The 23201-nt window shown below is 66.0% G+C and carries 22 protein-coding genes, 1 other RNA gene and 1 pseudogene; 3 read left to right on the plus strand and 21 right to left on the minus strand.

Annotation, left to right across the window (positions count from 1 at the left end; translation table 11 throughout):
* The 12 genes and pseudogenes from EO156_RS01430 to EO156_RS01485 all read right to left on the minus strand — a co-directional run.
* Window positions 1–112 (minus strand): annotated as a pseudogene (locus EO156_RS01430) (phosphoesterase); the annotation flags it as partial.
* Between the two features lie 44 nt (window positions 113–156).
* Window positions 157–918 carry a metallophosphoesterase gene (locus EO156_RS24255; protein ID WP_241239501.1) on the minus strand — a complete coding sequence of 254 codons (762 nt, stop codon included), beginning with the start codon at window positions 916–918 and terminating at the stop codon, window positions 157–159.
* Window positions 908–3409: a ligase-associated DNA damage response DEXH box helicase gene (locus EO156_RS01440; RefSeq protein ID WP_016850787.1), complete on the minus strand. Its 2502-nt coding sequence runs from the start codon at window positions 3407–3409 to the stop codon at window positions 908–910. Before EO156_RS01440 ends, EO156_RS24255 begins: the two co-directional genes overlap by 11 nt.
* Window positions 3406–5010: an ATP-dependent DNA ligase gene (locus EO156_RS01445; protein WP_016850788.1), complete on the minus strand. Its 1605-nt coding sequence runs from the start codon at window positions 5008–5010 to the stop codon at window positions 3406–3408. Before EO156_RS01445 ends, EO156_RS01440 begins: the two co-directional genes overlap by 4 nt.
* On the minus strand, window positions 5007–5240 hold the full coding sequence (locus tag EO156_RS01450; protein ID WP_003489440.1) for a hypothetical protein: 234 nt from the start codon (window positions 5238–5240) through the stop codon (window positions 5007–5009). Before EO156_RS01450 ends, EO156_RS01445 begins: the two co-directional genes overlap by 4 nt.
* Complete coding sequence (locus EO156_RS01455) at window positions 5237–6259, minus strand: ligase-associated DNA damage response exonuclease (protein ID WP_016850789.1); 1023 nt, start codon at window positions 6257–6259, stop codon at window positions 5237–5239. The genes EO156_RS01450 and EO156_RS01455 overlap by 4 nt, the downstream gene beginning before the upstream one ends.
* A 236-nt stretch (window positions 6260–6495) precedes the next feature.
* The gene (locus tag EO156_RS01460) at window positions 6496–6861 is read right to left on the minus strand and encodes a hypothetical protein (protein ID WP_016850537.1); all 366 of its coding nucleotides are present in this window, start codon (window positions 6859–6861) and stop codon (window positions 6496–6498) included.
* Entirely contained in the window at window positions 6858–7412 is a 555-nt protein-coding gene (locus tag EO156_RS01465) for a polymer-forming cytoskeletal protein (protein WP_016850536.1), read from the minus strand. The genes EO156_RS01460 and EO156_RS01465 overlap by 4 nt, the downstream gene beginning before the upstream one ends.
* A gap of 243 nt (window positions 7413–7655) precedes the next feature.
* Window positions 7656–9365, minus strand: a complete 1710-nt coding sequence (locus EO156_RS01470; protein WP_029828423.1) for a diguanylate cyclase — start codon at window positions 9363–9365, stop codon at window positions 7656–7658.
* A 109-nt stretch (window positions 9366–9474) separates the two neighbouring features.
* Complete coding sequence (locus EO156_RS01475) at window positions 9475–9801, minus strand: hypothetical protein (RefSeq protein WP_029828426.1); 327 nt, start codon at window positions 9799–9801, stop codon at window positions 9475–9477.
* Between the two features lie 228 nt (window positions 9802–10029).
* Window positions 10030–10371: a hypothetical protein gene (locus EO156_RS01480; protein WP_003489455.1), complete on the minus strand. Its 342-nt coding sequence runs from the start codon at window positions 10369–10371 to the stop codon at window positions 10030–10032.
* 122 nt (window positions 10372–10493) lie between these two features.
* The gene (locus EO156_RS01485; RefSeq protein ID WP_016848625.1) at window positions 10494–11669 is read right to left on the minus strand and encodes an acetyl-CoA C-acyltransferase; all 1176 of its coding nucleotides are present in this window, start codon (window positions 11667–11669) and stop codon (window positions 10494–10496) included.
* Between the two features lie 155 nt (window positions 11670–11824).
* Between EO156_RS01485 and EO156_RS01490 the strand changes: the two genes are divergently transcribed.
* Window positions 11825–14665, plus strand: coding sequence for an autotransporter serine protease (locus tag EO156_RS01490; protein WP_029828430.1), 2841 nt, complete (start codon window positions 11825–11827; stop codon window positions 14663–14665).
* 61 nt (window positions 14666–14726) lie between these two features.
* Here the strand turns inward: EO156_RS01490 and EO156_RS01495 are convergent, their stop codons facing one another.
* The 4 genes from EO156_RS01495 to EO156_RS01510 form a co-directional block, all read right to left on the minus strand.
* Window positions 14727–15827: a Glu/Leu/Phe/Val dehydrogenase dimerization domain-containing protein gene (locus tag EO156_RS01495; protein WP_005924809.1), complete on the minus strand. Its 1101-nt coding sequence runs from the start codon at window positions 15825–15827 to the stop codon at window positions 14727–14729.
* Between the two features lie 156 nt (window positions 15828–15983).
* A complete protein-coding gene (locus EO156_RS01500; RefSeq protein WP_016849783.1) occupies window positions 15984–17240 on the minus strand; it encodes a 2OG-Fe(II) oxygenase in 1257 nt (418 codons plus the stop codon).
* Between the two features lie 16 nt (window positions 17241–17256).
* Window positions 17257–17333, minus strand: a non-coding RNA gene (locus EO156_RS01505) — sX9 sRNA.
* Window positions 17334–17426: 93 nt separating this feature from the next.
* Window positions 17427–17954 (minus strand): M48 family metallopeptidase, encoded by a 528-nt coding sequence (locus tag EO156_RS01510; RefSeq protein ID WP_026006973.1) that lies wholly within the window; start codon window positions 17952–17954, stop codon window positions 17427–17429.
* A gap of 378 nt (window positions 17955–18332) precedes the next feature.
* Between EO156_RS01510 and EO156_RS01515 the strand changes: the two genes are divergently transcribed.
* Window positions 18333–18506 (plus strand): DUF1328 domain-containing protein, encoded by a 174-nt coding sequence (locus EO156_RS01515; RefSeq protein ID WP_003489471.1) that lies wholly within the window; start codon window positions 18333–18335, stop codon window positions 18504–18506.
* A 158-nt stretch (window positions 18507–18664) separates the two neighbouring features.
* Here the strand turns inward: EO156_RS01515 and EO156_RS01520 are convergent, their stop codons facing one another.
* Entirely contained in the window at window positions 18665–18919 is a 255-nt protein-coding gene (locus EO156_RS01520; protein ID WP_016849782.1) for a DUF2789 domain-containing protein, read from the minus strand.
* Between the two features lie 173 nt (window positions 18920–19092).
* On the opposite strand from EO156_RS01520, the gene EO156_RS01525 reads away from it, so the two are divergent.
* Entirely contained in the window at window positions 19093–19359 is a 267-nt protein-coding gene (locus EO156_RS01525) for a DksA/TraR family C4-type zinc finger protein (RefSeq protein WP_005911632.1), read from the plus strand.
* 183 nt (window positions 19360–19542) lie between these two features.
* Here EO156_RS01525 and EO156_RS01530 read toward each other — a convergent pair whose 3' ends face one another.
* The 4 genes from EO156_RS01530 to EO156_RS01545 form a co-directional block, all read right to left on the minus strand.
* Window positions 19543–20136, minus strand: a complete 594-nt coding sequence (locus EO156_RS01530) for a mechanosensitive ion channel family protein (protein ID WP_026006972.1) — start codon at window positions 20134–20136, stop codon at window positions 19543–19545.
* A gap of 430 nt (window positions 20137–20566) precedes the next feature.
* Window positions 20567–20752, minus strand: coding sequence for a hypothetical protein (locus tag EO156_RS01535; RefSeq protein WP_003489485.1), 186 nt, complete (start codon window positions 20750–20752; stop codon window positions 20567–20569).
* Window positions 20753–20941: 189 nt separating this feature from the next.
* Window positions 20942–22318: an Hsp70 family protein gene (locus EO156_RS01540; RefSeq protein ID WP_016849780.1), complete on the minus strand. Its 1377-nt coding sequence runs from the start codon at window positions 22316–22318 to the stop codon at window positions 20942–20944.
* 157 nt (window positions 22319–22475) lie between these two features.
* Window positions 22476–22949 (minus strand): peptidylprolyl isomerase, encoded by a 474-nt coding sequence (locus tag EO156_RS01545; protein ID WP_011050866.1) that lies wholly within the window; start codon window positions 22947–22949, stop codon window positions 22476–22478.
* Window positions 22950–23201: the final 252 nt, after the last annotated feature.

Consider the following 23201-nt stretch of genomic DNA (forward strand, 5'->3'; position numbering starts at 1 on the left):
CGCGTAACGCGCAATGCCGTTCGCGCCATGCGCTCCAGCGTCGATGCCAGGCGGCACGCGGCGCGGGTCCGTGCAGCAGGTCGCCCAAAATCCATAGCGCCTGGACATCTTTAACCGTTCTTGGGCGAAACATCGGCCGGCGCTTCGCGGCGCCGGCTAACGCACCGGCAGTGCCATCGCATCGCCTTCCACGCAGGCAACCAGGCGCTCGCCTTCGGCCAGTGTCGGCACGATGCCTGCGGTGAACTGCGAGAACGCCGGCAGGATGGTGACGCGCTCGCGCAACCAGAACGCTGGCCAGCGCCGTGATAGCCCCGGTAGCTTGGCCAATGGATGCAGATGCCCGCACAGCACATGGCCGGTGGGATGCGGCAATGGGTCATGACGCAACACGAACGACGGGCCATCTTCGACCTGTTCGCCGGCCGCTTCGATGTGCAGATCCGCACCGGCCAGGGCGCGGTCGTGATTGCCGCGGATGGCGATCACGCGTAACGCGCAATGCCGTTCGCGCCATGCGCTCCAGCGTCGATGCCAGGCGGCACGCGGCGCGGGTCCGTGCAGCAGGTCGCCCAAAATCCATAGCGCCTGGACATCTTTAACGCGTAACGCGCAATGCCGTTCGCGCCATGCGCTCCAGCGTCGATGCCAGGCGGCACGCGGCGCGGGTCCGTGCAGCAGGTCGCCCAAAATCCATAGCGCCTGGACATCGCGTTGTGCCAGCAACGCATCCAGTCGCTCCAGATCGTGCGCGGTGCCGCCAGCCGGCAGGCCGATGCCGGCACGTCGAAACACGTCGGCCTTACCCAGATGCAGGTCTGCGATCAATAGCGCGCGTTGCGCCGGCCGATACAATGCGCGTTCGCCGAGCAATTCTACGGTTTCGCCGGCCAGCTGCAGTTGCACGCTATCGCCCATGCTTGCGTTCCAGTTGTTCGGCAGCGCGCAATACGCGGGCCTTCCAGTCTTCGGTACTCAGTTGCCCACGCACGCGTTCGGCCCAGAGCGGAAACGATAAGGGCGTGAGGCTGCGCGGCTTGCGCAGGCGTAGCTCACGTCGCGCGCAATCTTCCAGGGCATGCGCAAGCCGCGCAAGTTCGAGCTGGCCTTCGAACACTTCGCGTTCGGCCTGGGCGAGCAGCAGGTGATCGGGGTCGAAGCGTTGCAATACGTCGTACAGCAGGCCGCTGGAGGCCTGCAGCTGGCGCAGGCTGCGCGGCGCCCGGCCAGGCAACGAGGGCGACAACAATCCGGCCACGCGTGCGATTTCGCGGAACTGCCGGCGTGCCAGTTCGCCCAGATTGAGGCTGTCGCGCAGATCGTCGAACAGGCCCGCAGGTGACAGCAGGGTCTGCAGCGCATCGGCATCGATGTCGACATCCTGCGCTGGCGACAGCACAAAGCCATAGTCGTTGGCAGCGAAGCTGAAGGTATTGCGGTGGCGCCGGCCCCAGCGTGCCGCGAGCAACGCGGCCAGGCCTTCGTTGACCTGCCTGCCGGCGAACGGGTAGACGAAGACGTGGCGGCCGTCGCGCGCCTTGACGCTTTCCACCAGCAGATGGTCCGGCCCAGGCAGCGAAGAAAGCGACGCTTGCAGGTGCAGCAACGGCGCCAGGGCCTGCATCTCCGGCGCATCGCCGGGATCGGCGAACACCGCTTCCACCTCGCGTCCCAGCGCCGACGATAACGGCATGCGCCCGCCCATCCATTTCGGCACCACGCCACTGCCGCCCTTTGCCACGCGCACGTAGGCGGTCATGTCTTCCAGGCGCACCAGTTCCAGCAGGCGGCCAGCGAACTGGAAGCGGTCGCCGCGGCGCAGACGGCCGATGAATTGTTCTTCCACCGCGCCCAGCCGCCCGCCGCGCAGAAACTGCACGCGCACGCTGCCGTCGCTGGTGATGGTGCCGATGGACAGCCGATGCCGCAGCGCGACGCGTCGGTCGATCACGCGGTACAGACCGTCGTCGTCGCGCACCACCTTGTGGAAGTCCGGGTAATGCGCCAGCGCGCTGCCGCCTTGCACGATGAAATCCAGCACCGCGTTCCACGCGGTTTTTTCCAGCGCGGCGAAGGCATCGGTGCCGCGCACTTCCTCGAACAACGCATCGGCGTGGAAGCCGCCGCCGAGGGCGAGGGTGACACAGTGCTGCGCCAGCACGTCCAGCGATAACCGTGGCGGTGGACGCGCTTCGATATGGCCGTGCACCAGCGCGCGCCGTGCCGCCGCATATTCGACCAGCTCCAGCGCATGCGAAGGTACGCACACCACGTGGCCTGATTCGCCGGGACGATGGCGTGCGCGCCCGGCGCGTTGCAGCAGACGTGCGATGCCTTTCGGGCTGCCGACCTGCAGCACCTGATCCACGGCCGGGAAGTCGACGCCCAGATCCAGGCTGGAGGTGGCCACCACGCAGCGCAGGCTGCCGTCGGCCAGCCCGCGTTCGGCGGCCGCGCGTAACGCTGGATCCAGCGAGCCGTGATGCAGCGCCAGTGTGGCCAGATCCTCCGGCCACACCGCACTCAAGGCTTGATGCCATAGCTCGGCCTGCGCACGCGTGTTGGTAAACACCAAGCTGGTGCGCTGCTGCATGATCTTCTGCAGCACGCGCGCCAGTTGCGCCAGGCCAAGATGGCCCGCCCACGGAAACCGCTCGCCACTTTGCGGCAGCAGGGTTTCCAGCGTCATGGTGCGCGGTTTGACGCCGGAGACCAGCGCCGCCTCGGGGTGATGTGGCAACAGCACATCGCGTGCCTGCGGCAAATTACCCAGCGTTGCCGATAGCCCCCAGATGCGCAGTTGCGGCGTCCATCCGCGCAAGCGCGCAAGACACAATTGCAGCAATACGCCGCGCTTGTTGCCCAGCAGCTCGTGCCACTCGTCGACGATGACGCAGCGCAGCGCCGACAGTTGTGGCGCGGTATCCGGATACGACAACAGCAACGCCAGCGATTCGGGCGTGGTGACCAGCACATCGAGCTTGCCGCTGCGTGCCAGCCGCTTGTCGCGCGCGCTGGCATCGCCGGTACGCAGGCCGACCTGCCAATCCAGCCCCAAGTCGTCGACCGGCTCGCGCAGCGCGCGTGCGGTGTCGGCGGCCAGTGCGCGCAATGGCGTGATCCACAGCACTTGCAGATTGCGTTGCGGCTGGCGGCGCGCAGGCGAGGCGGGTTTGCCCGATTTGCGCGGAGATTCACGCCCACGCGCGGCCAATGCCTCCAGTAACGGCCCGCCAAATGCCGCCAGTGTCTTGCCGCTGCCGGTAGGCGTATGCAGCAGGCCGGATTCGCCATCGAGATAGCGCTTCCACACGTCGCGTTGAAACGGCAGCGGCGCCCAGCCGCGCTGCGCGAACCAGGCACGCCACTGCTGCAATGGCGTGCCGTGCGCTTGCTGGGTGGCGCTCACCGTGCCAGTGCCTGCAGGGTACTCAAGTGGTCGGCTTCGGCCATCGGCTTGTCGTGACGCCAACGCAGGATGCGCGGGAAGCGCACCGCGATGCCGGATTTGTGCCGCGCACTGCGGTTCACCGCTTCAAACCCCAGCTCGAACACATGATGCGCGGTGACCGCGCGCACCGGGCCGAAACGCTCGGTGGTGTTGGCGCGGATCCAGCGATCCAGCTGCAGGATTTCCTTGTCGTCCAGGCCCGAATACGCCTTGGCGATCGGCACCAGTTGGCCCTCATGCCACAGCCCGAAGGTGTAGTCGGTGTAGAGCGTGCTGCGTCGGCCGTGGCCCGCTTGCGCGTACAACAGCACCGCGTCGATGGTCAACGGGTCGATCTTCCATTTCCACCAGTCACCGCGACGGCGACCGGACTGATACATCGAACTGGCGCGCTTGAGCATCAGCCCTTCCACGCCGCGTTCGCGCGCTTCCACCCGCACGTGCGCTGCGGCCTGCCAATCGCTGACCTGCACCAGCGGCGAGGCGACGATGCGCGGATCTGCGAGCGCGAAGAGCACGCCTTCCAGCAGTGCGCGCCGCTCCCGTAGCGGGCGCTCGCGCAGGTCTTCGCCTGCCAATTCCAGCAGGTCGTAGGCCACCACGCGCGCCGGTGCGGCGGCTAAGGTCTTGGGCCCGGGCTTGAGCCGCTGGATGCGCGTCTGCAACGCGGTAAACGGCATTGGCAGGGGCTGTTCGGGTTGCCAGGCCAGCAGCTCGCCATCGATGACGGTGCCGTCCGGCAATTGCATTGCGGCGTGTTCGATTTCAGGAAAACGTCCATCCAGACGTTCTTCGCCGCGCGACCACAGCGCCGCTTCGCCGGCGCGGCGAATCAGTTGCAGGCGAATGCCGTCCCATTTCCATTCCAGCAGCCAGTCATCGATGGCGCCCAGCGTCTCGACCTCCGCCTCCAGCGGCGATGCCAGGAAGAACGGGTAAGGCTGCTGGCGATCGCCAGGCAGTTCTTCGCTGGTCAACAGCTCTGCAAGATAGGTTGGATGCGGCCGCCAACTGCCGAGCATGCGCTGCGCGATGCGCGCGATATCCACACCCGACAATTCGGCCAGCGCCTGCTGCACGAGTCGCTGCGACACGCCCACGCGCAGCGCGCCGGTCAGCAGCTTGTTGAATGCCAGACGCTCGTCGAAGGCCAGGCTGCGCCATGCCTGCACGATGCAGGCCTTGCGCACTTCCACGTCCTGATTTGCGATGGGCAGTAGGCGCTGTTCGATCCACTGGGCCAGGGGCAGGTCGGCCGCCTCGGCGACCGGGTCGTCCAGCAGCAAGGCCAGGGTTTCGGCCAGATCGCCGACATGGTCGTAGCTGTCGGCGACCAGCCAGTCGGCAATGCCGGCGGTATCGGTGATCCATTCGCGCAGCTCGCCGCTGCTGGCAATGCGCATGCGCGCGCTGGCCACCTTGCCACCGGCCAGCAGATACAGCGCCCATGCCGCGTCCAGCGCGGGCGCATCGCGGAAATACGCGACCAGCGCCGCGCGCTTGTCGAGCGTGCCGGTGCTGCGGTCCAGGGTGCGGTACAACGCCGCGAAACGCTTCACGTTAGCGCCTGTGGCGCCGCGCGTCGGTCGGCAGCACGCAGCTCCATTGCGCGTCGGGTAAACGCGGCAAGCGCGCGTGGGCGCCGCAGCGGTCGCGGTGGACCGATGGTGGCCGCCGGCGCATTGCGATGCACGCAAAACGCCAACGCATGACGGCGGAACACGAGCGCACCGCTCAGGCGGATGCGCGGACGCGCGCGAACATAACGACGTGCGGGCAGCGGGTTCATTCCTCGGCTCCGAAATCGGTGCGGAAGGCTTCTGCTGCGACGCCGCGCTCCCGCAAGTGTTGGATCAATGCATCGGTATTGCCATGGGTGGCAATGACGCGCTGTGCGCCGGTTTCTTCGATGGTGCGCAGCAAGTCGGGCCAGTCGGCATGGTCGGAGACCACAAAGCCGCGGTCGTAATTGCGCCGACGGCGATTGCCGCGGATACGCATCCAGCCCGAGGCGAAGCCCTGCTGCGCGCTGCGGAACCGGCGAATCCAGGCGCTGCCGGCCGCCGATGGCGGCGCGATGACCAGCTGCCCGGCATAGTCGGCGCCACGCGCATGCTCGCTGACCGGCTGGGTGTCCAGCATCGGGATGCCCGCCTGGCGATAGACCTCCACGCCCACCGCGACCGCACCATGCAGCAATGCCGGCTGCGTCTCCCAAGCGCGCAATTCGGCCAATACGCGTTGCGCCTTGCCCAGCGCATAGCAGTACAGGATGGCCGCTTCGCCGCGTTCGGCGCATTCGCGGCGCCAGGCAGAAATATCGGCCGCGACCTCGGAGGTGTCGGGCCAGCGATACACCGGCAGGCCGAAGGTCGCCTCGGTGATGAAGGTGTCGCAGGGCACCACTTCGAACGGCTTGCAGGTGGGATCGGGCTGGCGCTTGTAGTCGCCGGAGGCGACCCAGACCTCGCCATCCACCTCGATGCGCACCTGCGCCGACCCCAGCACGTGTCCGGCCGGATGCAGCGACACGCGTGCACGCCCCAGCTGAAACGCTTCACCATCCGCATGCGTGTGATAGACCTGGTCGCCCAGGCGCCATTGCAGGATGGACAGGCTCTCGCGCGTGCAGTGGTACTCGCCCATGCCGCTGCGGGCGTGGTCGCCGTGACCATGCGTAATCACCGCGCGCGGCACCGGCCGCCACGGGTCGATATGGAAATCGCCTTGCGGGCAATACAGGCCCTCCGGCCCGAGTACCACCAGATCGCCGCGTGTGTGAGATGTCTCGTCGTTGCCGTTGCGCATGCGGCAACTCTGGCCAAGCCGGTGTGCAGATCCTGAGAATGGGAACCGCGTACGGCGGTGCGTTCGCGCAGCACGCGCGCACCGCAGGTGCCGCCGCGACGCGGGCAGCCGCCAGGCGGGCGTGGACGGCGAACGGAGGCGACAGATGCGGGCATGGCACGCGCCGCTCAGCTCACCGGCCACGTGCGTCCGGCCGCGCCCGCCGGGCGGCTGCGTAGTCGTTTTGTTAGCGGCTCTTAATGCCGCGTACGCCGCCCAGGCGAACGGACTGCGCTCGCTTCCACCGCCAGGGTGAAGCCGCGTTCTTCGCCGCCGTGCATGGCGCCGACATCGACCACGTGGCGACGGATCTCCTCGCCCTTACCGTTACGCACCACCACCACCACCGTGTATTCCCACGGATCGCCGTCGGCCGGGTGTCGGATGGTGCCGTCGACCTTGAGCGGCACGATCGGCACCGGCTGCGCGTGTTGCGCAGCCGCCGAATCGAAGCGCAGGTGGTGCTTGCACGCAGGGCAGACGCTGGCGCTTTCCAGGATCGTCGCCTTGCAGTGCGGGCAGCTGCGCGTGGCGCCGGGCGTGCCCGGGCGAGGTGCACTCATGTGGCGTCGCTGTCTCCGCTGACCACCGGCTTGCTGGTCGTGACCGGCTTGCCGCCATCATCGCCCCAGCCGAAATCGGCCTGGCCGCGCATGCGCGCACCGGAGGCCACCGTGAGACTGCCGGCCTTGACGTCGCCGACCAACACACCGGACGTCTGCAGTTCGACCTGCGCGGCAGATTCGATGTTGCCCTCCAGCTCGCCGGCGATGATCACTTTGTTGGCGCGCACGCCGCCATTGAGCTTGGCGCCGCGTTCGATGGTCAGATCGCCCTTGACGTTGACATCGCCCTTGAAGCGGCCGGCCAGACGCACATGGCCGGCGCCTTCGATCTTGCCTTCGATGCTGATGTCGGCAGCAATCAGCGACTCTTTCGCCTCGCTGTGACGCTGCGTGGCCGCAGCTGCCGGTACGACGCTGGGCGTTGCGGCGGGCACCGGCGGTGCAGGGCTGGCCTCGGCAGTGAACAGCCTGCCATCGGCAGCAGCAACCTCGGGGGTGACCGGAACGCCGTCTTTCTTGTTGGGACCTTGATCGCGCCACATCGACATCGGACTGCCTCGCTTTAGGGGTCGAGGCCGACTATCGCTGTGCAACTGGATCTTTTTTGTGACGAACTCCGCAATCCACGATGGGCGGTGTGCGTGCCGAAGCTGTCGGCGAACGCTGCGAGCAGCCGTCGGGCGGGGGCGCGCGGCGTACCAGGGCCGCAGTCTTGAGTGCTACATCCCGGTTTCGGGCGCGGGCGTGGCCGCGACTGGCTGGCTGCCGCGCGGTGGTCTTGGTCGCTGCTCTCAGTCCGCATTGTCCGTCGCAGCACCGTGTCGCTCCACCCGGTTGCGCCCCGCGTGCTTGGCGCGATACAGCGCAGCGTCGGCTTTCTGGATCAGGCTCGCACCCTGTTCGCCATCGACCGGGAAGCTGGCCACGCCGATCGAGGCGGTCACCTTCGGCAAGGCGCGCGCACCGTCGCTGACCGCCAGTGCGGCGATGTAACCGCGGATCTGCTCGGCCACGCGCATGGCTTCTTCGCCATCGGCTTCGGGCAGAAGGACGGTGAATTCCTCGCCGCCGTAGCGACAGGCCACGTCCTCGGCGCGCAGGCGGGTCAGCAACAATTCGCCCACCGCTGCCAGCAACAGGTCGCCACCGGCATGGCCCTGGCTGTCGTTGAACTGCTTGAAATGGTCCACGTCCAGCATCAAGACCGACAACGGCAACCCACGCCGTGCGCAGCGCGCCAACTCGTGGCTCAGCGATTCTTCCAGATAGCGGCGGTTATACAGCCCCGTCAGCGCATCGCGGATCGACTGCCGGCGCAGCGATTCGCGCAGGCGCAGGTTGCTCAGCGCCAACGACAACTGCTCGGCGGCCGCCTCGGCGATTTCCAGCCGCGGCATCGGCCCCGGGCCGGCTGCGGACAGGAACAGAAACCCCAGCTGGGTGCCTTGCGCCGACATCGGCAGGCAGGCGGTGGTGACCGACGCATCGTGTGCGGGTTCTTCGATATGCGCACACAGTGCATCCCGACCCAGGTCTTGGACGATGTGCGGCTGGCCGCGGCGCAGCGCCCAGCACTGCTCCGGCGACAGATGCGGCGCGCTGCGCACCAGCGGCTCGCCCCAGTGGCTGATTGCCTCGGCGCGGTCTTGCGAGGCGCGCAGCAGGTACACGCTTCCCGCCACGCCCGGCAGCAGGCTGGCCAGGGTACGGCTGCTGACCATCAACGCTTCTTCGGCACTGATGCAGCTCTGCAGCAGCCCGGTGTAACGGCTGAGCAGGTTGAGATCGGCGGTACTGCGCTGCAACGCGTCGATGCTCTGGCCCAACTCGCGATTGGCCTGCGCCGCCAGCTGTTCGGCCTGCCCGCGGTGGCGCAATTCGCGCATCAACAGCGCATAGACCATGCCCACCACCACCAGCCCGAACGGAATGCCGGCCAGTGCCAGCGCAAGCAACAGGTTGGCGCTTTGTTCGCTGCTTTGCGCGCGCTGTGCCAGCAGCTCCTGTTCGCGCTGCACCATCGCCAATGCCAGCTCGCGGATCGCGCTGGTGGTGCGGAAGGCGCTCTGCCGGATGTCGGCACGTGCCGGCTCCAGCCCACTTTGCGTATAAATGTCGAGCACGTGCTGAATCTGCCGCAGGCGGGTTTCCACCAGCCGTTGCAACTGCGCCAGGTGCTGCTCCTGTGCGGGGTTGTCGACGATCAAGCGGCGCAGGTTGTCCAGCAGGATCGGCAGACGTTCGACACTGGTTTGGTAGCCCAGCAGGTAGGCGTCGTTGCCGGTGAGCAGGAAGCCGCGCTGCGCCGACTCGGCATCGAGCAGGCGCGCCTGGATCTCGTCGACCCGCCCGATCACCTCATGGGTGTGCGACACCAGCGCGGCATCGGCCAGCGAACGGCGGGCACCGACGAAGATGCCGATCCCGATGACGACGAAGATCAGCGCAGAAAAAATCAGCGCCAGCTGGTTGCGGCGGCGCGACGTAAAAGAAGAGGACATATGCGAATGCTAGCCTGCCGGCCTCGACAACACGAGCCATCCGTCGGCCGAGACAAGCGCGCCGGCACATGGCCGGCGCGTTGCGGGTGCTGCGAAAGGGGGGGCGGACTCAGTGCTGCGCGTGGTCGGCGTCGTGCTTGTTGGCATTCTGTTCGGCCTTGTTGGCCATTTCGCGCGTCTTGTCGGCGGTGGCATCGGCTGCATTGGCGGTGGCGCGGCTGGCGTCTGCGGCCAATTCGCGCGCAGCCACGCGTGCGTCGGCGGTGGCGGCCTTCGCTTCCACTGCCGCGCGGTCGGCGGCCTGTTCGGTCGCGGCGGCGGCGTGCTTGGCGGCAGAAGCGGCATCGCGGCGGGCCTGCTCGGCGTCCGGGCCCTGACAGGCAGCAAGGGTGAGGGCGGCGATGGCGCTCAACGACAGCATGTGGATCGTCTTCATGGTGGTCCTGTTCCTGTTCCGGTGTTGGAATCCGGAGCTTATGCAGGAGGCGATGCAGTCTGCGTCAATGCGCAGCCGGCCATTCAGCCGCCGGGGAGACAGGCGCAATCTTGCAGGTTGTTCGTGTTCCTGTCGGCGGGCACGGCGTGCGAGGTTTGAATCGCAGGCAAAGAAAAAGCCGCTGGAAACCAGCGGCTTTTTCCGAACTCGCTTGGAGTCAAGAAGTGATTACTTCTTGGCTTCTTCTGCGGTGTCCTTAGCAGCCTTGGCGGTGTCTTCAGCCGTCTTGGCAGCGTCGGCAGCCTGGTCAGCAGCAGCGTCGGTCGCGGCGCCGGAAGCAGCCTGAGCAGCGTCAGCAGCGGTGTCGGCCGAAGCAGCGGCGGTGTTGGCAGCAGCCTGAGCGGCGTCAGCCGACTGCGAGCCCGAGGCAGCAGCCTGGTCAGCAGCGGTCTGAGCGTCGGCAGCAGCTTCGTTAGCCGAAGCAGCAGCGTCCTGAGCCTGTTCCGGCTTCGAGCAAGCGGTCAGGGCCAGGCCCAGAGCCATTGCGATCAGCAGCTTGTTAATGGTCATTGTTTCAATCCTCGTCGTTAGATTAGGCAACGCGCTATTGCGCGCCCCCGACATGATGACGGCCACAAGACGAGTGTCAAGCGCACGCGCATTCAGTTTTGCAAAATCGCCGTTAAAGATAATTAAATCAATTCGATAGCAATGGCAGTGGCTTCGCCGCCGCCGATGCACAGCGTGGCGATTCCGCGCTTGCCTCCGCGGCTGCGCAACGCGTTCACCAATGTCACCACCAAACGCGCGCCGGATGCACCGATCGGATGACCCAATGCGCAGGCGCCGCCATGCACATTGACCTTATCGTGCGCGATGCCGAGTTGCCTGATCGGTGCCATCGCCACGACGGCGAAGGCTTCGTTGATTTCGAACAGATCCACATCGTCCAATCGCCAGCCGAGCTTGCTGGCCAGCGACTGGATCGCAGCGACCGGTGCGGTGGTGAACCACTCCGGTTCCTGAGCGTGGGTGACATGGCCAACGATGCGTGCCAGCGGCGTCACGCCACGGCGTTGCGCGTCGTCCGCGCTCATTAGCACGGTGATTGCCGCTCCATCGGAAATACTCGAGGAACTGGCCGCGGTCACGCTGCCGTCTTTCTTGAAGGCTGGCTTCAGCGTCGGAATCTTGGCCACGTCGGACTTGCCCGGCTGCTCATCGCTGTCGACGACGACGTCGCCCTTGCGCGTGGCCACCGTCACCGGCACGATTTCGTCGGCAAACGCGCCGCTGCGCTGCGCCGCCTGCGCGCGTTCCACCGAGGCGATGGCGAACGCATCCTGGTCGGCGCGGCTGAAGCCGAACTTCTCCGCAGTGGCTTCGCCGAACACGCCCATGGCCTGGCCGTCATACGGATTTGTCAGACCGTCCCAGGCCATGTGATCGACCGCCTGAAAATTGCCGTAGCGGTTGCCGGTGCGCGAGTTGGGCAGCAGATGCGGGGCATTGCTCATCGACTCCATGCCGCCGGCCACCACGATGCTGGCCGAGCCGGCCTTGATCAGGTCGTGCCCCAACATGATCGCCTTCATTCCCGAGCCGCACACCTTGTTGATGGTGGTGGCGCCGGTCGAGGTAGGAATGCCTGCGGCGATCGCAGCCTGACGCGCAGGTGCCTGGCCCAGATTGGCCGGCAGCACGCAGCCGACGATGACTTCGGAAATATCGGCAGGCGCGATGCCCGATTGCGCGAGTGCGCCCTGGATAGCAGCCGCGGCGAGCGTGGGTGCCGGCACCGCATTGAATTGGCCGAGGAACGAGCCGATGGCAGTACGTTTGGCAGCAACGATGACGATGTCGGACATGAGCAGATACCGTTTAAGGTGAAACGATTATCTGCCTCATGGCGGCGCCGCGCCAGCGCGCGCCCCACGCGCCCGCTTTCCGATTTAAAGTAAGCAAAGCGTTATTCGGGCCCGGCTTGGGCCCCATCCATGGAATGGGTTCGGGGAGAACACCAATGAAGAAGCAAGACGTCGCCAGAACTGTGCTGGCTTCGGCGCTGGCCGTTGCGTTGTCCGCCTGTGGCGGCGGCGGTGGCGGGGGCGGTATCCGTCCAAGCACCCCGGCCGCACCGCCGGTGACCTCGCCACCACCGCCGCCGCCACCGACCTCACCGCCGCCGCCGCCAGTGACGACGCCAACGACGCCGGAGCCGGCGATCGATGCGCATCTGGCACTGACCAACGCGCGTGCGGCGCAGGCGCTTGGCTTTACGGGTGCGGGGTATCGCATCGGTGTCATCGATACCGGCATCAATGCCAATCATCCGGCGTTGCAGGGGCGCGTCAGCGACAGCTTCATCTATGTGGATCCACGCACTAACAACACCGCGGTGGGCGATGTGGTCGGGCACGGGACCGTGGTGGCCGAGCTGGCCGCCGGGCGTGCGGTCGGGCAATGGCCCGGCGGCATCGCGCCGGGTGCGGGCCTGGTGTCTGCGCGCATCATCAGCGACCGTGCGCCGGAGGATGACGGCAGCGGCGACGGCAACGAGGTCGACGGGCCGCTTGGTCTGGGGCCGGTGCATGACGATCTGATCAGCGCCGGGGTCCGCATCATGAACAATTCGTGGGGCGGCCTGTATTGGAACGACCCGACGGTGACCAATCAGATTGCGCAGGAATACCGCCCTTTCATCCTCAGTCACGATGGGCTGGTGGTGTTCGCGTCGGGCAATGAATCGCGCTCGCAGCCTTCCGATACGGCGGCGCTGCCCAGTCAGCCTGGCCCGAACGGAACGCTGCCGGCGGCCGATCTGGAACGCGGTTGGTTGGTGGTCGGCGCGCTGGATACCGCCAACCCGACGCAACTGGCGTCGTACTCCAACGCCTGTGGTGTGGCGATGCGCTACTGCCTGGTCGCGCCGGGCACCTCGCTGTTCATCGACCCGGACGCCACCGCCGGCAACATCCGTTATTTCTACGGCAGCGGCACCTCGTTCGCAGCGCCGCTGGTCTCCGGTGCGGCCGCGCTGGTGTGGCAGGCATTTCCGTATTTCAACAATGATCTGGTGCGCCAGACCTTGCTGGGAACTGCCACCGACTTGGGGGCCGCGGGTGTCGACCCGGTATTCGGCTACGGCCTGCTCGACGTCGGCAAGGCGGTGTTGGGGCCGGCACGCTTCGATTGGGGCACGGTGGATGTCGATGTCACCACCTTGCGTTCGACCTGGGCCAACGACATCAGTGGCACCGGCGGGCTGACCAAGCGCGGCACCGGCACGTTGGTATTGAGCAGCGCGGCCAATACCTTCACCGGCGATACCCAGGTACTCGGCGGCACCCTGCAGACCGCCAGCTTGCAGAGTGCGCGCGTGAGCATCGCCAACGGCGCGCGCCTGGTCGGCGCGGGCAGCATCGGTGGTCGGGTCGACAACGCCGGGACCTTGCAGGTCAACGGTGCGACCGCGTCCATTGCCGGCAACTACACCCAGGCCAGCAACGGTCGCCTGGCAGTGAATGTGGGTGACCGTTTGAATGTCGCGGGCACGGCGACCATCGCAGGCGACCTGCAATTGCTCGGTCGGCGCGACTACGTCGTCAACAACACGACCTACGCAGTACTGCAGGCGACCAATGGTCTGCAGGGCACATTCGACACGCTGAGCAGCGGGCCGGCGGTGACCTTTCTTAGCGCCACGCGCAGCTACGACGCCAACACCGCGTATGTGTCGCTGCAGCGCATGGATGTCACCGCGGTCGCCGCGTCGCTGGGCGCGATCGGCACCGCATCGATGGATGCGGCCATCCGCGTCGAGCAGGCGTTCCAGCAGGTCGATGCGCAGCAGTTCCAGGGCAATGGCGCACTCAGCGGCGGCTTCATTCGCGCTGCAGCCGCCTTGCAACAATCGCCCACGGCCAAGGCCGCCGCGGATTCGCTGCGCAGCCTATCCGGCCGTGCGCATGCCGACTCTGCGGCGATGACCTTCGACACCATCGATCTGGGTCGCCGCGCACTGGCAGCGCATTTCGATGGTCTCTCGCAACAGCCGCGTCTGTTGGGCAACTGGCAGCGGGCACTTGGCGGGCCGGGCGAGGGCGGTGCAACCACTTCGGGCTTTGCCACCTCCGGCTGGATGATGGGCAACGATCTGCGTTTGGCCTCCGGTGCGGTCACCGGGTTTGCGTTCGGCGAAACGCGCTCCAGCAGCCTGGGCGACCTGGATGGGGCACGCGGGCGCGATCGTCAGGTGCAGGCGCAGCTGTATTGGGGCACGACATTGGGCGCCGCGTACACGTTGGGCCAGATGGGCTTTGGCAACGTCAATCGTCAGATCGAGCGCACCCTGCAGCTGGGCGAAGACCGCAGCAGCGCCTTCAGCGACTACAGCGGCAGTTACCTCAGCAGCAATCTGGAAACCGGGTACCGCCTGGGCGGTGCGCATGCGAGCCTGACACCGTATATGGGCCTGGATTATGTGCGTTTGCGCAGCGATGGCTTCCGCGAAAGCGGCGGCGATGGTTTCGGCCTGCGTGCCAACGCGAGTACGTCCTCGCGCGCGCAGGCGCTTGCCGGCGTGCGCTCGGCGTATCACTGGCGCGGTATCCAGTTGGGCGGTTACGCCGAATGGCAGCAAGCGCTGAGCAGCGATGGCTTGACGCTGGATGCCAGCTTCGTCGGGGTGGATGCGTGGGCACCGCTGCGTGGCATGCAACCGGCACGCTCGGGTGGTCTGTTCGGCATCACTGCTGCAGCACCGCTTGGCCAGCAGAGCCAGCTGCGTTTCGGTTACGACCAGCGGGTGGGCGAGCGCGGCGACGACCGTGCGCTGAGCCTGCGATACAGCGCCGATTTCTGATCGGCGCCTTGCCTGGCTGAGGCATGTGGTCCCTGTCCAGGCCGCGTGCCTGGACAGGGTTTCACTCGCCGCGCAGCTTGTGCAGGAAGCGCGGTGCGGTGCGGCCCAGCGGCAGTTTGAGCTTGCTGATGGCTTCGATGCGCGCTTCGGCAATCTGATCGGCCGCCTGCTGCGGCGAAACGTCCAGCTGCGTGGACAGATCGAAAACCTTTTCCAGGTTGTGATAGATGCTGCGGATCAGCCGCATCGCGCGTTCGCGGTTGTAGCCGTCGATCTCCAGCGACACATTCATCACCCCGCCGGCATTCACCACGTAATCGGGCGCATACAAAATGCCGCGCCGATGCAGCTCTTCGCCGATGGCGGCGCTGGCAAGCTGATTGTTCGCGGTGCCGCAGATGATCTTGGCCTTGAGTTGCGGCAGCGTGTCTTCGTTGATGGCGCCTTCCAGCGCGCAGGGAGCAAATACGTCGGCCGATACCTGATGGATTTCATCCGGGCGCACCGCTTCTGCGCCGTATTCGGCCACGGCGCGGTCGACCAACGCCTGATTCAGGTCGGCCACATAGAGTTTTGCGCCGCGCTCCTTGAGCAGCTTCACCAACTCCATGCCGATATGGCCCAGCCCCTGGATCGCGATACTGGCCTTGCCGACTTCTTCGTGGCCGAGCTTGCGGTTGAGCGAGGCCATCAGCGCCTGCAGCGCACCATAGGCCGTAAACGGGGCAGGGTCGCCGGAGCCGCGGTGCACCTGGTGCACGCCGGTGACGTACTCGCTTTCCAGGTAGATCTGCTCCATGTCGTTGACGTCGGTGCCGACGTCCTCGGAGGTGATATAGCGCCCGCCGAGGGTGTCGACGAATCGGCCGAAGGCGCGGAACAGCGCTTCGGTCTTGTCGGTCCGAGGGTCGCCGATGATGACCGCCTTGCCGCCGCCGACATTCAGGCCGGCCAGGGCGTTCTTGTAGGTCATGGTGCGGCTCAGCCGCAGCGCGTCGTTGAGTGCCGCCTCGCTACTGGCATAGGGGCGCATCCGCACGCCACCCAACGCTGGCCCAAGGCGCGTGCTGTGCAGGGCGATGATCGCCTTGAGTCCGGCATCGCGGTTGTGACAGAAAATCACCTGCTCGTGGCCGGTGGTATCGAGGGTTTCGAAAAGCATCGAAGGCTCCGCGGGGCTGCGTGATGTGCCTTCCCTGAAGCCGGGCATGCACCCGTGCCGTGGGAAACAAAAAACGCGACGTTTGCAGATCCTGTCCGATCACGTCGCGCTGCAACATTTTAAACCACGTCGGCAGTGGCTTGTGCATGAATCTGTTCACCAATGCCGATAGCGCTGCTGGCGGAACCATAGCGTCCCCAACCATTTGCTGCCTGCCGTGACCGGCAGACCGGCGTGCAGCGAATCGGCGTCCGGGCGGCCATCGGCATGCAGGTTGTCGAAGCAGACCAGCGTGCCGGGGCATGGACGCACGCGAACGCCAGCGATCGGAAACTCGGTGTCGCCACCCGCGCCGACGTCGTTGAGATAGACGCAGACGGTGCGCTGGCGGTTGCCGGCGGTGGGACGGTCGGCGGCGATCGTTCCGGGCGGCAGATAGTCGCGGTGCGCGCGGTACTGCTCGCCCGGCGCGTAGCACAGCACCGAGAGCGGTTCTGCGTGGGCGAGCGGTAGCTGTGCGCAGGCTGACAGTCGTGCCTGCGCGGCACGCGCGGCGAAGTCTTCGATGATCGGGTCCAATGTCGCACCGCGGCTGGTACGGATCGGTGCGCGCTGGGTGCTGGCATCGTTGGGATCGATCACCTTCGAGGCACGCAGATGCGGTCGCGCCAGCAGCATGAGCAAGCGACATTCGTCGGCCGACAGGACCGCGGCATATTCTTCGATGCGTGGGGCCGTGTGGCGTCGCACCGGGCCCACACGCGGTGCGAATGCGATGCGGTGATCGGCGGTGTCGTCTGCGGGGTCTGGCGGCGCGATGTCCACCGCCGGTAGCGCGGTCATGCCCAGGGGCTGCAACTGCTGCAAGAGCTGTGCAGCGGCATCGGGCTGGGGCGGCACGCCTTCGCCACGCAGCAGGCGCTCGGCCAACAGTGCGGCCGACACGGCATCGCCGCCTGCCGCCGCACGTTCCAGCAAGGCGACGCAGTGCCGTTGCCGCTCCGGATGCGCCACACGCCCGTGCTGGATGGCGATGGCGCGTAGCGCTGGCGGGTAGTCGGCAGCGGCTGCCGACTGCAGTCGATCCTGTGCAGTGCCGGCCAGGGCCAGCGGCTGCTCTCCCACAGCCAGGGTCGCCAGCAGATAGCGTGCTGCCGCAGCGCCCTGCCGCTCGGCCAGCTCCCAGTGCGCACGCGCTTGGCCGACGTCCATCTCGCAACCGACCCCATAGGCACGCATGCGCCCGGCTTCGACCTGCGCCAGCGCATCGCCGGCGGCCGCACTGCGCGAATACCAGGCAAACGCGTCTTCCGGCTGGCCGGCACGCACCAGCGCCTGGGCCAGCGCGTTGATCGCGCCGGGTTGCTGGCGTTGCGCCGCGCGGGTGAGGTCTGCAAGAGAGGAGGGTTGCATGCGCGCATCCTAGAGTGGCCGACACCACGTAGCGAGCGGTCGTCAGGCGGAGGTAGGCGGCGCGCTCGGGACTGCAGTGTACGAGGGTGACCTGTTCATTCCGAGCACCGGCCGCGTGCATGCTCGCCTGGCGGTGAGCGCAGTGGTTCGGTCAGCCGCGCTTCGTTTTGCACGCGTCCTGCACGATCAGCGATCGGTGGACAGGGCTAATTGCGTCAGGTACAGACGCAGGTCGAATTCCAGCTGGTGATAGTCCGGGGTCATGTGGTTGCAGAGCTGGTAGAAGGCCTTGTTGTGATCGGCCTCCTTCAGGTGCGCCAGTTCGTGCGCCACGATCATCTGCAAGAACGGTTCCGGCGCGTCGCGAAACACCGATGCGATGCGGATCTCGCGGCTGGCCTTCAAACGGCCGCCGTGCACGCGCGAGATCGCCGTATGCGTGCCCAGGGCGTGCTTCACCACCTGCAGGTGATTGTCGTACATCGCTTTGTGCAAGGTGGGCGATGAGCGCATGTAGCGCTCCTTCATCGCCTTGACGTACTCATAGAGATGGCGGTCGGTGCGGATCGCGTGTCGGTCCGGGTAACGCCGCGCCAGCACGGTGGCGAGCTTGTCCTGTGCGATCAGCGCGCGTACCTGATCCAGGACGGCGGGCGGATAGCCGGTGAGGTAGCGAAGAGTGTCCATGGCGATCGGTCGCGGGCAAGCGCGCATGATCGCCGATGTGTCAGCCACTGACCATCCACGCGTGCGGACGCGTGACTACCGACCAGTTGCGCATGCGCACCGAGAGTCGATGGGGCAAGCGCGTGCATCGGTTGCGCTCAGTGCGGCTTGCACGATGCAATGCGGATGCGGCGCTTCGTCCGTACGGGCGTTCCCGCGCGCATCTTTAATCATTTCTCCAGGAGCGCGCGCGATCGCGTGGGCACGGCGCTTGCTCCGTGAATGCAATGCCCGTATTGCAGCGTGTGTCAGGCGTATTCACGAGTGCGGCACATTCGAATCGTTAGCGTGCGATGCATGTTTTGTGGCGCTGCGCCGCAAGCACACGATCGAACAACGGCACGGTGCCGACGAGGAGACAACATCATGATCAAGTGGGCCATCATTTTCGCAATTATCGGCTTGATCGCCGGTGCGCTGGGTTTCGGCGGCATGGCCGGCGCGGCGATGGGTATCGCCAAGTTCCTGTTCTGGGCGGGCATCATCATTGCCATCGTGCTGTTCGTGCTGGGCATGACGATTGCCAAGAAAGTGACCTGACGCATGCTGCACAGCCGGGTAGGCGCATCGCTGTCCGGCTGTGTTACCTGTGATGCGAAGGAGCGGCCAATGGCCGCTCCTTTCTTCTGCCGAGGCGCTGGCGCGCATGTCAGCTGCAGGCGATCTCAAGCGTGGCGTACGCCAAGCGCGCGCCTGGCTCAAACACCGGTATCCTCGGCAGTGGTATGCAGGGCGATATTGAGCTGATCGATGGTCACGATCCAGTCGGCATCGTCGAGGCGTTCTTCACGCAACAGCTGGGATTGGGCAGGCGTCCAGAACGGTGCTTCTTCCAGGCGCATCTCGCCCGGCAGCGGGGAGTGCTCGGCAATGAAGCTGCGAATGCTGGCCTCGTCGGACGGCAGGCCGAGTTGGGCGAAGAGTTCGGAAAACGGGTGGACGGGCTGTTCCATTGCTGTTCCTTCGTAAGTGCGGATGACGGAGTGCCTGGTCACTTGCCGCGCGTGGCGGCAGTGGCGTTGGCTCGATGCTAGTTCAACCAGCTTGAGCGTACTGTGCACATGCGGCTTGGATTTGCCTGCGCGAATGACCATATGTGTGTCCAGACCAGCGAGGTGGAGCGATCATGGCGACCGGATGGGCGGGTGATGGAGCGGTACAGGACCAGATCGATGCCACTGTCGACGATGCGATCAAGCGCGCACGGAGTCAGTTGCATCACGGGCCGAGCCTGACGCATTGCGAAGAGTGCGAGGCACCGATTCCCGAGGCGCGCCGCAAGGCAGTGCCCGGCGTGCACTTGTGCGTGAACTGCCAAGAAGCGCATGACTTGGAGCAGGCTGCGCAAAGCGGCTACAACCGTCGCGGCAGCAAGGACAGTCAGCTGCGTTGAGTGGTTGAGGGGGCATCTCCACGATGCAATTGCGACCGCGATCCCGGCATACGGCGCCGCTATCGCAAGCGGGCAACGCAGTGGAGCTTGCTGTAGTCGTTGGGGCTTGCCGCTTGCCGCCGTCGACGTGTTTGGGTTCTGCCACTGGCGAACTGGCTGCAGCAGAGCGTCTTCGCCTTGCGCCTAGTTGGCGTTGAAGCTGCCGGCCTCGCGCCAGCGACGCGTGGTGCGCTGGAAAAACAGGCTATTGGGGACTTGCAATACGCTGCCGGCACGCTCGCCGGTTTCTTCCAGCGTTGTGTAGATCACGTTGATATCGATCACACGTCCCTTCAAGCCGGGCTTGTCGCCGCCTTCGAGTACCTCGATGTGATCGTGCAGGCGAAACGGCCGCGTGGTGATGATCAGGAACGTGCAGAAGATATTGGACAGTACGCTCCATGCAGCGAAGAAGGCTACTGCGCCGACGGCTGCGAACCCGGTGAATGCGGTCCATAACGTGCCGCCCGAGACGCCGATGACCCGCAGCACCATCAGCAAGGCACTGATAGAAATGATGAAGCTGCCGACGCGGCGGATACCGATCATCATTTCGGCGGGCACGCTGTAGCGTGTGCACAGCCGCCGCAGCAGTTGCCGGAGCAGCAGGCGGACCAACGCGGCAACTGCCAGAATCAGCACGATCTTGACCGTCGGTACCGCAATCGCCAGCCATTCCGGATTCCAGTGGGGCAACAGGCTGCGGATCATGGCGGGCAACGCATCGGAGGCGGACATCACATCGTGCAGGATCAAAGGGGCACCCATTGTAGCGGGCCAACTCTGCGCTGTAGGTGCGCAGAGTGAATGCATGCTCATCTGCGAATGCAGAAGTGCGGCAGATGGCAGGCACTCCATGAATGCATGCCTGCACGCGCATGCAGATGGAGTCGGTGGGTGCAAACCCGGCATGTTCGCGCGGATGCGGCGCAAATTGCCGACGCGCCCGTAGCGTTCGGTCGCCGCGCATCGGCAACCCGTGCGAAGTCATTGCGCAGGTCATCGCCAGATGCGACATGACGTCGCATTGAAGTCGCATTCCTGCGCGATGCGGATGAATGACATCGACGGACGCCAGAAACAAACATGCCACCTTGCGGTGGCACGTTGGTACAACAGTTCGACTTCGCGGCGCCATGCATTGCAACCTGCCGCGTTGTTGGCTGCGTTAGGCAACCTTGTCGCCGTCGTTGCGCGCCGGGCCGAAGTTGGTGGTGAGCACTTCGATCCGGCCGCCGGTCTTGCGAAACGCAGCGATGTCGGCAGCGATGCGCTCACGACTGAGCGGCTGCGACTTACCTTCGCTGCGAGCGATGCTGGGCTGGGATTTCTGCTTGGTCGCGGGACGTGCCATGTGGCCTCCTGTAGCGGGGAAGTGCGGTGACACCGCATGCGGCTAGGGTGGCGCGCGCGGAAGCGGTGTCGAGAGTGCGACGGCGTTCGGTGCGCCATCGCGTTGGCACGCTGTGCGTGCCGTTGCAGGCAAGACGGCTAGGCGTCGAGCAGCAACCGCGCATTATAGGCAATGAAGTGGCAGCGCGTGTTAATCGTCCGACGAGCGGGCTGCCTGCGCGGCCGCCCAGGCCAATCCCTGGACCACACCGAACGACGGATCGCCATGCACCAGGCGCGATTCGGGGAACGCAGCGGCTACGGTCTCGCGGATATAGCCGGCCCGCGACATGCCGCCGGTGAGGAACACCGTCGCCGGTGCGGCCGCCATGTCGGCGCGCACCTGTGCCAGCAGGCCTGCCAGTTCGCCCAGATAACTGGAAGCGGACGCGACCAACGCGTCGGCCTGAACGTCCACGCCCAGGCCGCGCTCGATGAAGTCGAGCGCGGCCTGGTGCCGATCCAGCTCGCTGAGCGCGATCTTGCAGGCTTCCACGCCGCGATACAGACGCGCGGTGTTGCCGGTGTCCTGCAGGGCCTGCAGGCGCTTGTCGAAGGGGGCGGGCACGTCCTGGTACTTGTGCAGGCGGAATTCGCGCTGTCGCGTCATGTCTTGCACCATCGCCGCCTCCACGTAGTGGTGGGTAGGCACGCGCGTGATGCCGCGGCCGAACAGTGGCATGTAGGCCGCCAAGCTCAGCGCCAGATCGATATCGGTACCGCCACGCGCGATCCCCCAGGCACGGTGTACCTGCGGCGCAGCGCTGCCACCGACGCTGGCATGGGCGATGTCGGTGGTGCCGCCGCCGATATCCACCACCACGGTGTCGTGGCGGCTGTCGTGGCTGACGTGGTAATGCATCGCGGCCGCTGCAGGTTCTTCGAGAAAATCCACGTTGTCGAAACCGGCGGCGATCGCAGCGGTCTGCAGGATCTCCAGCGCCTGCGCATTGCCGGCCTCACCGATGGAACTGCGAAATTGCACCGGCCGGCCCAGGGTGGCGTAACGGATGTTGATGTCGAACTGGCGTGAGGCAGTCAGCCGAATGTGTTCCAGCACATGGGTGGCGATGCCGGTAATGGTCTGGCGCGCGCGCGGATGCAGGTTGTAGCCCAGCATCGACTTGGGACTTTGCACCAGGCTGCCTTCGCCCTCGAGAAAATACGCATCCAGCGCCTCGTCGCCGTAGACGGCGTTTTGCAGCAGGGCGGCGGAGGTGCGTGGCTCACGCACCTGCTCTTCCATCCACTGCCGCCGCACGATACGGATCGCGTCGCGGCGCAGGCTGTCGTTGTTGGGGGTGCGGCCGGCAGCCAATGCATCGCGGCGGCCCGAGTCGATGAGCCGCTCCACCTCGTACTCCAGCGCTGGCGTCAGGCTGAAATCGTCCGGGTCGCGCATGGTCTCCGGAAAATACACCGTGGTGCGGAACTGCAAGGCCTCGCCGAAGCGCACCGGCACCACCTGCCCATCGACGATCGCCGCGGCGGCGGAATTGCTGGTACCGAAGTCGATGCCGAGTTTCATGCAGACAGGCCTGAGAGCGGGCCGCGCACTTTACTACGCCTGCCGCACCTGCCGTCGAGACCGGCAGCGTCGGTGACGCCATGGCCAAACGCGAAAGGGTTGTGTTGCGCACTGGCCCCGCCGCAGCCACGGGGGGGGGGGGGCGGCGCGCGCCGGGTCAGGCCGCCAGCTCGGCCACGTGACCGTCGTTCAATTCCTGCGTGGTGGCCTCGCGCACTGCCACCACTTCGACCGCAAAGTGCAGTGTTTGCCCAGCGAGCGGGTGATTGCCGTCCACGGTGACCTGATCCGGGCCAACCTCGGTCACGGTGACCAGGACCGGACCCTGCTGCGTGCGCGCCTCGAACTGCACGCCGGGTACGACGTCGACATCGGTCGGAAACGCATCGCGCGGCACCTGCTGGATGAGCTGCTCATGACGCGGACCATAGCCCTGTTCGGGCACGACGTCGGCGGTGAGCGTATCGCCCAGCTGCTTGCCTTCCAGTGCCTGCTCCAGGCCGGGCACGATGTTGCCGGCGCCATGCAGATAACTCAGCGGCGTGTCGGGCGTGGAGCGGTCCAGCACTTGGCCGTTGTCGTCGGAAAGGGTGTAGTGAATGGTCGCAACGCGACCCTGGCTGATTTCCATTGGAAGCCTCCATGATGCATGATCGAAGGGAATGCATCGGCTGATTCACGATGCGAAGAGGTGCCGCACGCACACCGTAGGCAATCGCACCGCATCATGCAACCGCAGCCGGTTTTGCGGTTGAGGCGGGGATCAGCTTGGCGGCACAACCGCCACGACCAAGCTCGCGCCAGATGCGTCGGCACGACAACGGATTGAAGCGTGATGTACGTCGGGCCGACCGTCCGCAGCGCGATCGGCGATTGCGGCGTT

Source organism: Xanthomonas sp. DAR33341 (genome assembly GCF_003992815.1).
GTDB lineage: Bacteria > Pseudomonadota > Gammaproteobacteria > Xanthomonadales > Xanthomonadaceae > Xanthomonas > Xanthomonas cissicola.